Source organism: Methylobacterium variabile, from assembly GCF_001043975.1.
GTDB lineage: Bacteria > Pseudomonadota > Alphaproteobacteria > Rhizobiales > Beijerinckiaceae > Methylobacterium > Methylobacterium variabile.
Window position 1 is genome coordinate 1 of record NZ_LABY01000142.1, and the last position, 12,893, is coordinate 12,893.

The following is a 12,893-nucleotide window of genomic DNA, read 5'->3' on the forward strand; positions in this document are numbered from 1 at the left end:
GGCGCCACATGGAGGTGCGGGCCGCGCCCGTGAAGGCCGAGGACGGCAGCGTACGCGAGTGGGTCGGCATGCACGTCGACATCACCGACCGCAAGGAGGCCGAGGCCGAGATCGACCGCGCGCGCCACGCCGCCGAGGCGGCAAACCGCGCCAAGAGCCAGTTCATCGCCAACATGAGCCACGAGCTGCGCACCCCGCTCTCGGCGGTGATCGGCTACTCGGAGATGCTGGCCGAGGAGCTGGCGGATCTCGGCCAGGCCGAGCTGCTGCCGGACCTGCGCAAGATCGAGGCCTCGGCCCGCCACCTGCTCGGCCTCATCAACGACGTGCTCGACATCTCGAAGATCGAGGCCGGCCGCATGACGGTGGCGGCGGAGGATTTTACCGTCCAGGCGATGCTCGACGACGTGGTGGCGGCGACCGAGTCGCTGACCGCCAAGAAGCGCAACCGCCTCGTGCTCGACCTCGCCGAGGATCTCGGCGCCATGCGCCAGGACCAGGGCAAGGTGCGCCAGTGCCTGGTCAACCTGCTCGGCAACGCCGCCAAGTTCACCGAAGCCGGAACCATCACCCTCTCGGCCCGGCGCGACCGCGCGGACGGCATCGAGTGGCTGACCTTCGCGGTCGCCGACACCGGCATCGGGCTCACCGAGGCGCAGATCGGCCGCCTGTTCGAGCGCTTCGCCCAGGCCGACGAATCGACCACCCGGCAGTTCGGCGGCACCGGGCTCGGGCTCGCCATCACCCGCGCCTTCTGCCGGCGCATGGGCGGCGACATCGGCGTGACCTCGACCTACGGCGCGGGCGCGACCTTCACCATCCGGCTGCCGGCGGTGCTGACGGCCGAGGACGACGAGCCGACCCCCGAGGAGGTGCGGGCGCTCGCCGAGGCCCAGGCGGAGGCCGAGCGCCACGACGTGGTGCTCCTCGTCGACGACGACCCGGCGGCCCGGGAGCTGCTCTCCCGCTTCCTCGAGCGCGAGGGCTTCCGCGTGCGCACCGCCAGCGACGGCAGGGCGGGCCTGAGCCTCGCCCGGGCGCTGAGGCCCCGGGCGATCCTCCTCGACATCGAGATGCCGCGGATGGACGGCTGGTCGGTGCTGCACGCCATCCGCAGCGACCCGGATCTGTCTGCTACCCCGGTGATCATCACCTCGGTGGTCAACGAGCAGGGCCTCGGCCGGGCGCTGGGCGCCACCGACTACCTGGTCAAGCCGATCGACTGGGACCACCTCAAGGGGCTGATGGAGCGCTACCGCCCCGAGGGCGCCCCCGGCACGGTGCTGCTCGTCGACGACGATGACGATGCCCGCGAGCGCCTGTGCCGCACCCTGACCCGGGACGGCTGGACCGTGCGCGAGGCGGAGAACGGCGCCGTCGCCCTCGCGCAGCTGGACGAGGACCGGCCCTCCCTGATCCTGCTCGACCTGATGATGCCGGTGATGGACGGCTTCGCCTTCCTGACCCAGCTCCGGGCGCGGCCCGGCGGCGGCGACGTGCCGGTGGTGGTGCTCACCGCCAAGGACATCACCCCGGCCGAGAAGGAGCGCCTCGGCCGCGACACCGAGCGGGTGATCGTCAAGGGCAGCATCTCCTTGAGCGAGATCGGCCGCCTCTTGCGGGCGATGTACGCCGAGCGGGTGCCCGACGCGGTGCCGGCCTCGCTCCAGGGATTGATCGACGAACTGGCGGCCCGGACGGAACCGGACGGGGGGTGAGGACGCCTAGCCCCGCCCGCGTCCCGGCCCGGTCCCCTCGTCCCACACGCTCCAGCGAAACACCTCGGTGCCGGCGCCGTCGACGATGCGCACGGCCTCGGCCGCGGGGCCGGAGCGCTGGGGCACCCGGGCGCGGCGGAAGAGGCGAAGCGCCCGCTCGCGGGCGGCGTCGAGGCCCGCAGTGCGGATCGAGGCGCGCTGGACCGGCGCGTCCTCGGGGCCGATGATCTCGATGTGGTAGGTCTCGCGCAGCAAGGCTCTGGGGGCTCCGGTCGGCCTCCTCAATAGGGGAGCCGGGCCGGCGCGCGCCAGGGGCTGCGCTTCGCATTCTGTGATCGCGCCTCGGGCTGACGCCAGGCATCCGGCGCGCGAGCGCCGACGCCCGTTCGGGCTTCCGGCCCGCGGGGGTCAGGTCTTGAGCACAGGCTCGTTGACGTCGCCGCCGCCGCGCGTGGCGAGGTAGGCCGGCTGGAACATGCACATCCGCACCGCGTCCCGGTACTTGCCGTTGACGAAGAACTCGTCGCGCAGGATGCCCTCGGTCTCGAAGCCGCAATCCTCGTAGATGCCGATGGCGCGGCGGTTGTCCTTGTCCACGTGCAGGTAGAGCTTGTGGATGTTGAGCACCTTGAAGGCGTAGTCGATGGCGATCCGGGTCGCCTGCCGGGCGTAGCCGCGGCCCTGGAAGGCCGGGTGGATCGCGATCTGGAACTCGCAGGAGCGGTGCAGGTGGTTGATCTCGACGAGCTCGACCAGCCCGGCGCGCTCGTTCTCCGGCGTGGCGATGATGAAGCGCCGCTCGGTCTGGTTGTGGATGTTGCGCTCGTAGAGCTGCGCCAGCTCGGCGAAGGACTCGTAGGCCTCCTCGAACCAATAGCGCATGATGCTGTCGTTGTTGTTGAGCTGGTGCACGAAGAGCAGGTCCTCGCGCTCCAGCGGTCGCAGCTTGATGGTCGGGGCCATGGTCGTCCGGGTGTGCCCGCGGGAGGCCGCGACCCTACTCCTCCGGCGGCTTTCCGTCACCCGCCGACAGGGCGGCGACGGCGCCGGCGAGGCGGTCCCACCCTTCCGCGAGGCGCGTCACCTCGGCGGTCAGCCGCTCGAGCGCCGCCGCGGCCGCGGCGCCCTCCGGGGTCGCCCGCGCCTCGGCGGAGATCGGGGTCTCCTGCAGGGCGGCGAGCTGGTTGCGGAGCTGGCCCCGCAGGGCGGCGAGGCGCCGCCGTCCCGCCTCCCCGGGCAGCGGCCCGTCCGCCGCCTCAACCAGCGCGTCCTCGTCCACCAGCCGCAGCCAGCGTGGTCCGGTCTCGGGCATCGCAGCCTCCGTCATCCGGCGTTCCGCGCGCGGAACGGGCGTCCCGCGCGCGGAACGGGCGTCCCTCGCGAAGGACATGAGGGGCGATGCTGCGCGCCAGGCACGAACAGGTGGTTAAAGAAACCTTGAGAATGCTGCCCTCGCGCCCGTCCCGCCGAGGACGACGATGCGGGACCGGCAGGACATCGCGTCCGGCAACGATCCCGGCAGGCTCGGCCGGCGCGCTCCTGCGCGAAAACCGCCACATTGCCGTGGCAGGCGTAGGGCGGGCGAGGATGGAGCGGGCTTCGGATGGGCGTGCGGGGAAGGACGATCCTGTGCGTGGCGGGCCTGCTCGCGGGGATCGCTCCCGCCGGTGCGGCCCCCAAACACCTCGCCCCGGTGCCGCCCGCCACCGTCGCGTTGATGGCGGCGCGCAGCATGGCGCCCTCGGCGCCGGTGCTGCTGCGGGCCTACAAGCAGGAAGCCGAGATCGAGGTGTGGAAGCGGGCGGCGGACGGCCGCTTCGTCCACCTCAAGACCTTCCCGATCTGCCGCTGGTCGGGCCAGCTCGGCCCCAAGACCCGGGCCGGCGACCGCCAGGCGCCGGAGGGCTTCTACGCGGTGGCGGCCCGGCAGCTGAACCCGAACTCGGCCTATTACCTGTCCTTCGACGTCGGTTATCCCAACGCCTACGACCGCGCCCATGGCGGCACCGGCTCGGCCCTGATGGTGCACGGCACCTGCTCCTCGGCCGGCTGCTTCGCCATGACCGACCGGCAGGTCGGCGAGATCTACGCCCTCGTGCGCGACGCGCTGGCGGGCGGGCAGGCCGCGTTCCAGTTCCAGGCCTTCCCGTTCCGGATGACCGCCCGCGCCATGGCGCGCCACCGCACCGACCGGCACATCGCCTTCTGGCGCCAGCTCAAGGAGGGCTCGGACCGCTTCGAGGCCACCGGGCGCGAGCCGCTGGTCGGCGTCGAGGGCGGGCGCTACGTCTTTGCCCCCTATCCCGACCCGGCGGTCGAGGCCCTGGCCACGGCGCGGCGCGCGGAGGAGGAGGCCCGCATCCAGGCCCTGGTGGCGGACGGCACGGAGGCGGTGCGCACCACCTACGCGGATGGCGGCCAGCACCCGAGCTTCACCGCGATGCTCCGCCGCGCCTCGGCCTTCGGGGCGGCGGCCACCGGCGCCACCGCCTACAGCGCCGACGCCACCCAAGGGGCCGGTCCCTTCGCGGCCGCGTCCTTCATCGTCCCGGCCGGCCTCGGCCAGGTCAGCCGGCCGGAGGCCCTGGCGCTCGCCGGGCGCGAGGTGGTGGTGATCCCGGCCCGCCGGCGCCCGGTCCCGCCGATCCATCCGATCCAGGTCGCGGCGGCGTTCGTGCCGCTGCCGGTGATCGAGACCGAGCCCTCGCCGTTCTCGCGCCTGCGCCTGGCCGAGGAGCCGTCCCGGCTCACCCTGGCGACCTCGCCCGAGCCGGCCAGGCCGCGCTTCCTGACCGCGCGCTTCGCGGCGTTGCCGTAGGCGCCGGGCCCCCGACCTGCACACGACCGAGAGCCCGTTCGACCATCCCGACGGAGCGGAAACGCTCCATCGTCATCGGCTCAGTCTCGCCGCTGGCGCGGGACTGAGCCGATGACGCCGAGGGTCGTCGATATGGAGGCGACCGACGATGGCCGCCCGCTCCGGGTTCAGCCCGGGCTGCGCGCGGTCTCGGCGGCGGCGACGCGGCAGATGTTGCGGGCGGGGCCGAGCTCGGCGAGCGGGGTCTGGTGCGCCGGGCGGGCCGCGACCTTCGTCGCGTGCGCGGTCCACCGGGCGGCGCCGGCAGAGGCGGGCTGGATCTGGGCGAGCTGGGTCTGGGTCCGGCGCGTCGCGTTCTCGCGGTCGTACCAGGGGCGCTTCTCGTAGAAGGCGTTGCCGCCGGCGAGCGCCACGTAGTGCATGTTGCGGTAGGAGAACGTGTAGCCGGCGGTGTGGAAGAACATCGCGCCGCCGACCTTGTCGTGGCGCTCTCCGGCCAGGACCGCGTCGGCGATCTGCTCGGCCTTCACCTTCTCCTTGTCGTGCATCGGCTTGTGCAGCACGCCGGCGGCGAACTGGCGCGGCTGGCCGACCACGCCGCAGATCGAGTTCGGGTAGGCGGGCGCCTCGAGCCGGTTCATCACCACGGTGCCGACCGCGAGCAGCCCCTCCTCGCTCGAGCGGTTGGACTCGAAGTACATCGCCCGGGCCAGGCAATCCCGGTCGGCGCTGGTGACCGCGGCGAGCGGCTTGCGGTCCGGAAGGCTTCCCGTCGTGTCGACCCCGGTCGGCATCACGCTGCAGGCGCCGAGCTGCGGCGCGGTGGCGAGAACCGCGAGGGCGGCAGTGATGGGGAAAGTCCGGTTCCGCGTCATGCAGGCCCCTCTCGTGCATTGGCCGGGTACGGCCGGAACGGCCGCGCTCGTGGCCTAGCTTGAGGCGGAATGTGGCGAAGGCGGGGCACGGATACGGTTCGTAAACCATCCCGTGAGCGTGGCAGTAAGAAACAAACCACGTGGTGCAAACGGGAAACACCGCCGGCTCATCATCGGAGCGTTCTGCCAGGAGCCCCGGCAAGGCGGCGCGATCACGGCCCGATCATGGCCAGTCGATGGCGCCGTGGCGGTGAGGCGAAACCGCCACGATCCGGCGATCGTCCGGGCTCCGGCAGTCGTGCGGCGACGTCGCGGGTCGTCCGTCCCCGCCCGGATCGGCCGGGGACAGGGGCGCGAAGTCGAGCCCCGCCGCGGTGACCTGGCGCGTCAGGCCCATGTCGCGGAGCAACCTGTCGTCGAGGTCGGCCAGACTGGCGCGGTCGCGGCGCTGGCGCAGCTGCCGCGTCCACGCGCCCTCCCCGGGCGGCCCGCTCCCGGGCAGTCCGGGGCGGCACAGGCGCAGGGCGAGGCGAATCAGCGGGAGCATGGCGGGCCGTCCGGTTGCGGATCGGCCGACTCTCGCGTGCCCGCCGGCCGCGATGCTTCGGCCGCGGCCGAAGCGCCGGGGGCCGTCCTGATCTACAAGGGGGATCCGAGAGGAGAGACGCCGATGGTGACCACCGCCGCCCTCGCCCGCACCGCCGCCCTGGCGGGCGATCCGGCCCGCGCCGCCATGCTGGCGGTGCTGATGGATGGCCGGGCCCGCACCGCGACGGAGCTCGCCCACGCGGCCGGCATCACGCCGCAGACCGCGAGCGGCCACCTCGCCCGCCTGGCGGAGGCGGGACTCCTCGCCGTCGCGCGCCAGGGGCGCCACCGCTACCACCGCCTCGCCTCCCCGGCGGTGGCCCGGATGCTGGAGGGCGTGATGGCGGTGGCGGCCGGCGCGGTGGCCCCCGCACCCCGCCGCGAGCCCGGACCCCGGGACGCGGCCCTGCGCGAGGCCCGGACCTGCTACGACCACCTCGCCGGCCGCCTCGCCGTGGCGATGGCGGACAGCCTCGTCGCCCGGGGCGCGGTCGAGCTCGGGCCGGACGGCGGCGCCCTCACCCCGGCGGGCGAGGTTTTTCTGCGCGGCCTCGGGGTCGACATCGACGCCGCCTCCGGCCGGCGGATCTTCTGCCGCCCCTGCCTCGACTGGAGCGAGCGCCGGCCCCACATCGCCGGCGCCCTCGGGGCGGCCCTCCTCCGCACCTGCCTCGACCGGGGCTGGCTGCGCCGGACCGAGGGCAGCCGGGCCGTGGCGGTCACGCCCGGCGGGCGCCTCGCCCTGCGGCAGGCCTTCGGCTACGGGCAGGCTCCTGTCTGCGGGGACGCGGCGTGAGGACCACGCCGCCGGGGCGGCTTCGTCGTCACGCCGCCGGGGCGGCCTTTTCGTTACGCCGCCGGGGCGGCCTCCTGGGCCGCGAGCCCGTCGCCCTGCGTCGCGGAGGCCTCCGCCGCGGGGGCGTCGGGCTTCCGCGCCAGGGGAACATTGCCGCGGCCGGTGCGGCGGCGCTCCGTCGCCTCGCGCATGAGCATGTGCGAGTATTCCGACATGGTGTGCCCGATGTCGGACAGGGCGTCGGCGGTGGCCTCGGACAGGTTGGTGGCCTGGCAGGCCACGTCCACCAGGCCCTCCATCAGCTCGGCGACCTCGCCGAGGGCGCGGACCAGGGGCGGCAGGAGGTCGGCCATCTCGTCGACCGTCGGCGGGGTGCGGCTGCTCATGATGTCTCTCGCGTCGGCCGTTCAGGCCATGAGGTAGGTCGGTGACGTCGGTGCCAGGACCGAGGCCGCGGTGCCCCGGATGTCCTGCAGCTTGCGCAGGGTCCGGGCGTCGAAGCGGGCTTCCACCGCGATGATCCGCTCGCCGTCGATCTCCGCCGGCACGCCGAGGGGCACGGCGCGGAAGTGGAGCTGCAGGACGTGCAGCAGGTAGACGATCGGCATCTGGGCCAGGAAGCAGGTCACCCCGTTCTCCAGGCCCCACTCGACGATGCCGGTCATCACCTCGAGGGAGACCGGATGGTTCTTGCCGCGGGTGCGGCGGCTCGGCGCCACCGCCTGGCGGGTCCATTCCCAGATCTGCGGGCCGACCGGCCGGTCGCCCTCGCACAGCTCCGGCAGCACGTCCGAGAGCAGGTGCGGCCGGGTCGTCGGCAGGAGGCGGCTGTAGCCGATCACCTCGCCGTCCTCGATTGCCAGGAAGTGGGCGGCGTGGGGCGTGTCGAACTGGTCGATCTCGCGCCCGTCCGGGCGGCGCAGGGCGTTCCACCCCTTCTCCTCGACGAAGACGCGATGGCGCAGGCGCCAGACCTCCTCCATCTCGGCGGCGTAGCGGTCCTGGTTGGCGGCGGTGACGACGTGGATCATGGGAAAGGGCTCCTGTCCGGAACCGTTGTCCATGGTCTGACGGCACAGCCGTACTGGGGAATTCCCTAGGTCGCGCCCCCGGCTCGCGGCGCCGTGCGACGGCCGATCGCCCGCCCAGGCCATCGCCGCGCGGTCGCCGTGCGGCGGCCGGTCTGCCTCAGGAGATCAGCCCGCGCCGCAGGGCCACCGCCACCGACTGGGTGCTGTTGAGCGTGCCGAGCTTGGCCCGGGTGGAGCGCAGGTGGTGTTCGACGCCCTTGGCGGAGATCGACAGGATCTCGCCGATCTCCCAGTTCGTCTTGCCCTCCGCCGCCCATTGCAGCACCTCGCGCTCGCGCGGCGACAGGCGGATCTCGGCGCCGGCCTCGGAGCGCAGCAGCACGAGCTGGGCGAAGGCGTAGGTCGCCACGAGCTGCAGCGTGCCGAGATCCTCCGGCGAGACCTCGATCTGCGCTCCTGAGAAGCTGAAGCCGGCGAGCTGCCCGTCCAGGGTCAGCAGCGGCACGGTGACCCCGTGGCGCAGGCCGTGCTCGCCGGCCTCGTTCATGATGCGCAGGGCCGCGGGGTCCTCCCGGTACCGGCCGGCGATGTCGGACCAGGCGAAGGGCGCGTTCGCCTCGCCCAGGTGGCGCACCGTCGCGTCCCGGAAGAGGTAGCCGCGGGAGAGATAGCGGGCCTTCCAGTCCGTCGGCATCGCGTCGAGCAGGGCGTGCTCGTATTGCTGGCGCGGCTGCGCGCCGATGATCGGCAGGGTCCCGGCGAGGGCGTGCTCGATGCCGAAGCGGCCGAGGAGCCGGAGGAGGAGGTCGCTGACGTCCTGCGGGCTCGCGGTCCGGTCGAGGGACCGCAGGAATGCCAGGGTCAGGTCGAGGCGCTTCCGGCTCATGCAACCTGCCTATCGCAGCGGGTCATCCTGTGACATCGATGATCGTGGTTGCGGGCGGCGGGTCGAGGCGCACAATGTCGCGGATCGATGCGCGGGGGGCAAGGTCCCGCGAATCCCGGCTGCCGTGAGGCTCGCGGTCGGATCCCCGGTCCGCGGGGCCGCCCGTCACCCCGCCCGCCGGTCTCCGGCCGGCTCCATGCCGGTCCGCCGGATCGCCGCCGCGGCCCGGTCCGAGGCGAGGTAGGCGATCAGGCGCTGCGCCGGCTCCGCCGCCGGCGAGCCGGCGACGATCGCGGCGGTGAACGTCTGGACGAGCTGGACCGCGTCGGGCAGCGGCCCGAGGATCTCGATCCCCGGGACGTCAACCAGCTCGCTCACGGGCCCGAGGGCGAGGTCGGCCTCGCCCGCCGCCAGGGCGGCCGCGGATTCCGTGCCCCTCGGAAACACCCTCGCGCGCACCGTCCCGGCGATGCCGAGCTTCGGGAACACCACGTCCCGGATGAACAGGCCGCTCGTGCTGCCCGGCATCACGACGCGGCGGGCCTCCGACAGGGTACGGGTGAGCGCCGCGACCGTGGCGATGTCGGGCCGGCCCGCGCCCGCCCGCACCGCGGCGGCGAGCGGCGCGGTGGCGAGTTCCACGGCCGAGCCCGCGGCGACCCGGCCCGCCCCGGCGAGCTCGTGCAGGCCCTCGTTCGAGAGGATCACGACGTCGACCTCTGCGCCGTGCTCGAGCTGGTGCCGGATGGTCTGCGGCCCCTGCCCCTGCGACGCCCCGGACAGAGTCCGGACCGCGAGCCCGGTCTCGCGCGCGAAATCCGGCAGCACCGCCTGGTAGGCCAGGGCGAAGCCGCCCGAGATCATGACGGTGAGGTCGGGCGTGGTCGCGTCCGGAGAGGTCATGCCGTCGTCCGCCGGTTCTTTCTCGATGATGCTCGGATCGCGAGACGCCGCCGGATCCCCGCACCCGCATGGGGAGAGGGGAAGCGCCCAATCCGAGAGCATCCTTGCGGCCGCGACCCGGGATTCCCGGGTCGCGGCCAGGCTGCCCGCCGACGGACCGGTGCCCGACGCCGTCCGCGCGCGCAACCCCCCACGCGCGCCGCGTGCTCCTATTCCCGGACCGGCGCCAAGTCTCTAAGGCCCTTCGGAGAAACGCCATCAGGGGGAGAGACCATGGAACCGGATACGCGGGAGCGGACGAGCGAGCGGGGTTTTCCGCGCTGGCGGGTCGCCCGGGGGCCGGTGGTGCTGCCGGACGAGCGCCCGCCGCTGGGACAGGCGGTCGTGCTGGCGCTCCAGCACGTGGTGGCGATGTTCGGCTCCACCGCCCTCGCCCCGCTGCTGATGGGCTTCGACCCCAACCTCGCGATCCTGTTCTCCGGCATCGCGACGCTGCTGTTCTTCGTCGTGGTCGGCGGGCGGGTGCCGAGCTACCTCGGCTCCAGCTTCGCCTTCATCGCGGTGGTGATCGCCGCCACCGGCTATTCCGGCAGCGGCCCCAACCCGAACCTCTCCGTCGCCCTCGGCGGCATCGTGGCGGCGGGCGCGGTCTACGCGCTCATCGGCGTCGCGGTCATGCGGGCGGGCGACGCCTGGATCGGCCGGCTGATGCCGCCCGCGGTGACCGGCGCGATCGTCGGGGCGATCGGCCTCAACCTCGCGCCGATCGGCGTGAAGGGCATCTCGGGCTCGGGGCTCGACGTCGGCATCGGCCTGTTCACGATCCTGGCGGTGGGCCTCGCGGCGTCCTACCTGCCCGGCGCCGCCCGGCGGCTGCCCCTCCTGATCGGGGCGGTGGCCGCCACCCTGCTCTACGGCCTGCTGGCGAACGGGCTCGGGCTCGCCAAGCCCCTCGATCTCGCGCGCGTCGCCGAGGCGCCGTGGTTCGGCTGGCCGCATGTCACGACCCCGGTCTTCGAGCCCTCCGCGATCTGGCTGATCGCCCCGGTGGCGCTGGTGCTGGTCGCCGAGAATCTCGGCCACGTGAAGGCGATCGGGGCGATGACGGGCCGCAACCTCGATCCTTACCTCGGCCGGGCGTTCCTGGGCGACGGGCTCGCCACGATGCTGTCGGGGTCCTTCGGTGGCACCGGCGTGACGACCTACGCCGAGAACATGGGCGTGATGGCGGTGACCCGGATCTACTCGACCCTGGTCTTCGCGATCGCGGGCGTCGTCGCCATCCTGTTCGGGCTGTCGCCGAAGTTCGGCGCCGCGATCCTGGTGATCCCGGGGCCGGTGATCGGCGGCCTGTCGGTCGTGGTGTTCGGGCTGATCGCCGCAGCGGCGGGGCGGATCTTCGTCGAGGGCCGGGTCGATTTCTCGCGCACCCGGGTCCTGCTCACCGTCGGTACGGCCCTGGTGCTCGGCGCCGGGGACTTCACGGTCAGCCTCGGCAGCTTCAAGCTCGGCGGGATCGGGACCGCCACCGCCGCCGCGATCCTGCTCTACCACCTCCTGCGGGACGACCCGGCCTGACCGGCTCCGGTCCCGGGGCCTCCGGGCTCCGGGGCAAGGCAATCCCTGCATTGCCGGCCATGCCGTGCCCCGTCCGCCAGCTTCGGGACAGCTCGCGGCGGGGCAAAACCAGATCAGCCCCAGTAGCCGCCCGATCACGACCATGCTCTAATCGGCCCTGTCCCTGCCCTGTCCGGGGCGACAGGAGGACGGCATGCAGCCAGGTCTGCACGCGCAGCAGGATCCGCCCCGCCGCTGGGCCGCGCCGGTCATCGGCCGGCCGGGGGGCGCCTCGGCGGACCTGCTCGCCGATCCTTTGGCCGCTCCCCTGGCGGGCGACCTCGTCGCCGGGCTGATGCGCCGCCACGAGGTCGCGGCCGAGCGGCTGATCGGCTGGCTGCGGGTGGGGATCGGGGTCTGCGTCTTCGTGACGGTGATCGCCGCCAGCCACGTCCTGCACGAACTCGCGGGCGTGTCGCTCGGCGTGTTCCAGCACAACGCCTGGATCGCCGCCCTCGGCTTCCTGATCGCCGGCGCGGCCAGCATCGTGCTCGCGGTGCCCCAGCGCTGGCACCACGGCTACGCCTACCTGTTCATGGTGCTGGATGTCGGGCTGGTGCTCGCCATCGCGGTCCTCGCCCTCGGCGAGCGCGACCTGCCCGGCAACGCCCTGCCCTCCGCCCCGATCATCTGGGCGATCCCCCTGGTCCTGGCGGTCGGCGCCCTGCGCTACGACGTCAAGGTCCAGCTCTGCGCCGTCGCGCTCCTGGCCCTCGGCCTCGTCGGGATCGCGGTCGGGCTCGGGCACCGGCTGGTCCTGGATCCGGCGGCGGCGGGCACGCCGGCCTGGACCCAGCTGTTCTCGATGCCGGTCAACGTGATGCGCCTCACGCTGATCCTGCTCGCCGGGGCGGCCACCGCCCTCGGGATCGTCCGCTCGCGGCGGCTCCTCGCCTCCGCCGTCCGGGACGCGGTCGGGCGCGCCAGCCTCTCGCGCTTCCTGCCGGCCGAGATCGCGCCCCGCCTCGCGGCGGGCGACGCCGCCCTGCGCTGGGGCCGCCGCCAGCGGGCCGTCATCGCCTTCGTCGACATCCGGGACTCGACCGGGATGGCCGAGGGCATGGATCCGGAGAGCCTGTCGCGGTTCTTCACCGCCTTCCGGACCCGCGTCCTGGCCTGCGCGCGCCGGCATCACGGCTTCGTCGACAAGTTCATCGGCGACGGCGCCCTGATCCTGTTCGGCGTGCCGGACGAGGGCGGCGACGACGCGGCCCGGGCGCTCGCCTTCGCGCACGACCTCGCCGGTATCGTGGAGGCCTGGAACGGGACCCGGGAGGTGCCCCGCGCCGTCCGGATCGGCATCGGCATCCATGTCGGCGAGGTCTTCTGCGGCATCGTCGGTGACGAGGAGCGGATGGAGTTCACGGTGCTGGGCGATGCGGTGAACGTCGCCGCGCGCCTCGAGCAGGCGACCAAGCGCTACGGCGCGGTCGTGCTCGCCTCCGAGGCTGCCGTGGCGGGCTCGTCGGATCCCGCCGCCTGGCGCGAGGTCGGCCGCGAGCCCCTCGCCGGCCGCACGCAGGCCATCACGATCTTCGCCCCGGCCCTCCCGCCCGGGGCGGGGTGATGCCGCGTCCGGGCGATCGCTTCGCTCGGACGCCCGACGAGGAAGGCCCCGCCCCCGCAGGGCCTTCCTCCCTCTCGTCCCCAAACGTTCCGGC

Annotated in this window: 14 protein-coding genes; 5 read left to right on the forward strand and 9 right to left on the reverse strand. The window is 73.6% G+C overall.

The window, feature by feature from the left end:
* The coding region (locus VQ02_RS19655; RefSeq protein ID WP_048445918.1) for an ATP-binding response regulator at positions 1-1,718 on the forward strand (1,718 nt) is incomplete at its 5' end.
* A gap of 6 nt (positions 1,719-1,724) precedes the next feature.
* Here the strand turns inward: VQ02_RS19655 and VQ02_RS19660 are convergent.
* From VQ02_RS19660 to VQ02_RS19670, 3 genes are all read right to left on the reverse strand, one after another.
* The gene (locus VQ02_RS19660; protein WP_048445919.1) at positions 1,725-1,970 is read right to left on the reverse strand and encodes a hypothetical protein; all 246 of its coding nucleotides are present in this window, start codon (positions 1,968-1,970) and stop codon (positions 1,725-1,727) included.
* A gap of 156 nt (positions 1,971-2,126) precedes the next feature.
* Positions 2,127-2,681, reverse strand: a complete 555-nt coding sequence (speG, locus tag VQ02_RS19665) for a spermidine N1-acetyltransferase (protein WP_048445908.1) — start codon at positions 2,679-2,681, stop codon at positions 2,127-2,129.
* A 34-nt stretch (positions 2,682-2,715) separates the two neighbouring features.
* Positions 2,716-3,030 (reverse strand): hypothetical protein, encoded by a 315-nt coding sequence (locus tag VQ02_RS19670; RefSeq protein ID WP_157080715.1) that lies wholly within the window; start codon positions 3,028-3,030, stop codon positions 2,716-2,718.
* Between the two features lie 291 nt (positions 3,031-3,321).
* Between VQ02_RS19670 and VQ02_RS19675 the strand changes: the two genes are divergently transcribed.
* Complete coding sequence (locus VQ02_RS19675; RefSeq protein ID WP_048445910.1) at positions 3,322-4,536, forward strand: L,D-transpeptidase family protein; 1,215 nt, start codon at positions 3,322-3,324, stop codon at positions 4,534-4,536.
* Between the two features lie 167 nt (positions 4,537-4,703).
* On the opposite strand, the gene VQ02_RS19680 is transcribed toward VQ02_RS19675, so the two are convergent.
* On the reverse strand, positions 4,704-5,411 hold the full coding sequence (locus VQ02_RS19680; RefSeq protein ID WP_048445911.1) for a cell wall hydrolase: 708 nt from the start codon (positions 5,409-5,411) through the stop codon (positions 4,704-4,706).
* A 223-nt stretch (positions 5,412-5,634) separates the two neighbouring features.
* A complete protein-coding gene (locus tag VQ02_RS19685; protein ID WP_048445912.1) occupies positions 5,635-5,958 on the reverse strand; it encodes a DUF1127 domain-containing protein in 324 nt (107 codons plus the stop codon).
* A gap of 123 nt (positions 5,959-6,081) precedes the next feature.
* Here VQ02_RS19685 and VQ02_RS19690 point away from each other — a divergent pair, with 123 nt between their 5' ends.
* Positions 6,082-6,795 carry an ArsR/SmtB family transcription factor gene (locus VQ02_RS19690; protein ID WP_048445913.1) on the forward strand — a complete coding sequence of 238 codons (714 nt, stop codon included), beginning with the start codon at positions 6,082-6,084 and terminating at the stop codon, positions 6,793-6,795.
* A 53-nt stretch (positions 6,796-6,848) separates the two neighbouring features.
* On the opposite strand, the gene VQ02_RS19695 is transcribed toward VQ02_RS19690, so the two are convergent.
* The 4 genes from VQ02_RS19695 to VQ02_RS19710 form a co-directional block, all read right to left on the reverse strand.
* Positions 6,849-7,181: a hypothetical protein gene (locus VQ02_RS19695; protein ID WP_053080450.1), complete on the reverse strand. Its 333-nt coding sequence runs from the start codon at positions 7,179-7,181 to the stop codon at positions 6,849-6,851.
* Positions 7,182-7,202: 21 nt separating this feature from the next.
* Positions 7,203-7,826, reverse strand: coding sequence for an acyl-homoserine-lactone synthase (locus VQ02_RS19700; RefSeq protein ID WP_048445914.1), 624 nt, complete (start codon positions 7,824-7,826; stop codon positions 7,203-7,205).
* 157 nt (positions 7,827-7,983) lie between these two features.
* Complete coding sequence (locus tag VQ02_RS19705; RefSeq protein ID WP_048445915.1) at positions 7,984-8,712, reverse strand: autoinducer binding domain-containing protein; 729 nt, start codon at positions 8,710-8,712, stop codon at positions 7,984-7,986.
* Positions 8,713-8,877: 165 nt separating this feature from the next.
* A complete protein-coding gene (locus VQ02_RS19710) occupies positions 8,878-9,615 on the reverse strand; it encodes a substrate-binding domain-containing protein (RefSeq protein ID WP_048445916.1) in 738 nt (245 codons plus the stop codon).
* A gap of 273 nt (positions 9,616-9,888) precedes the next feature.
* On the opposite strand from VQ02_RS19710, the gene VQ02_RS19715 reads away from it, so the two are divergent.
* Both VQ02_RS19715 and VQ02_RS19720 read left to right on the forward strand, forming a co-directional pair.
* The gene (locus VQ02_RS19715) at positions 9,889-11,193 is read left to right on the forward strand and encodes a solute carrier family 23 protein (protein WP_048445917.1); all 1,305 of its coding nucleotides are present in this window, start codon (positions 9,889-9,891) and stop codon (positions 11,191-11,193) included.
* Positions 11,194-11,386: 193 nt separating this feature from the next.
* The gene (locus VQ02_RS19720) at positions 11,387-12,799 is read left to right on the forward strand and encodes an adenylate/guanylate cyclase domain-containing protein (protein ID WP_053080451.1); all 1,413 of its coding nucleotides are present in this window, start codon (positions 11,387-11,389) and stop codon (positions 12,797-12,799) included.
* The last annotated feature ends 94 nt before the right edge of the window (positions 12,800-12,893 follow it).

Coding starts and splice junctions, on each gene's coding strand:
- VQ02_RS19700 (WP_048445914.1), bottom strand. CDS start 7,826: ATGATCCACGTCGTCACCGCCGCCAACCAGGACCGCTACGCCGCCGAG.
- VQ02_RS19695 (WP_053080450.1), bottom strand. CDS start 7,181: ATGAGCAGCCGCACCCCGCCGACGGTCGACGAGATGGCCGACCTCCTG.
- VQ02_RS19670 (WP_157080715.1), bottom strand. CDS start 3,030: ATGCCCGAGACCGGACCACGCTGGCTGCGGCTGGTGGACGAGGACGCG.
- VQ02_RS19710 (WP_048445916.1), bottom strand. CDS start 9,615: ATGACCTCTCCGGACGCGACCACGCCCGACCTCACCGTCATGATCTCG.
- VQ02_RS19705 (WP_048445915.1), bottom strand. CDS start 8,712: ATGAGCCGGAAGCGCCTCGACCTGACCCTGGCATTCCTGCGGTCCCTC.
- VQ02_RS19680 (WP_048445911.1), bottom strand. CDS start 5,411: ATGACGCGGAACCGGACTTTCCCCATCACTGCCGCCCTCGCGGTTCTC.
- VQ02_RS19685 (WP_048445912.1), bottom strand. CDS start 5,958: ATGCTCCCGCTGATTCGCCTCGCCCTGCGCCTGTGCCGCCCCGGACTG.
- VQ02_RS19675 (WP_048445910.1), top strand. CDS start 3,322: ATGGGCGTGCGGGGAAGGACGATCCTGTGCGTGGCGGGCCTGCTCGCG.
- speG (WP_048445908.1), bottom strand. CDS start 2,681: ATGGCCCCGACCATCAAGCTGCGACCGCTGGAGCGCGAGGACCTGCTC.
- VQ02_RS19720 (WP_053080451.1), top strand. CDS start 11,387: ATGCAGCCAGGTCTGCACGCGCAGCAGGATCCGCCCCGCCGCTGGGCC.
- VQ02_RS19715 (WP_048445917.1), top strand. CDS start 9,889: ATGGAACCGGATACGCGGGAGCGGACGAGCGAGCGGGGTTTTCCGCGC.
- VQ02_RS19690 (WP_048445913.1), top strand. CDS start 6,082: ATGGTGACCACCGCCGCCCTCGCCCGCACCGCCGCCCTGGCGGGCGAT.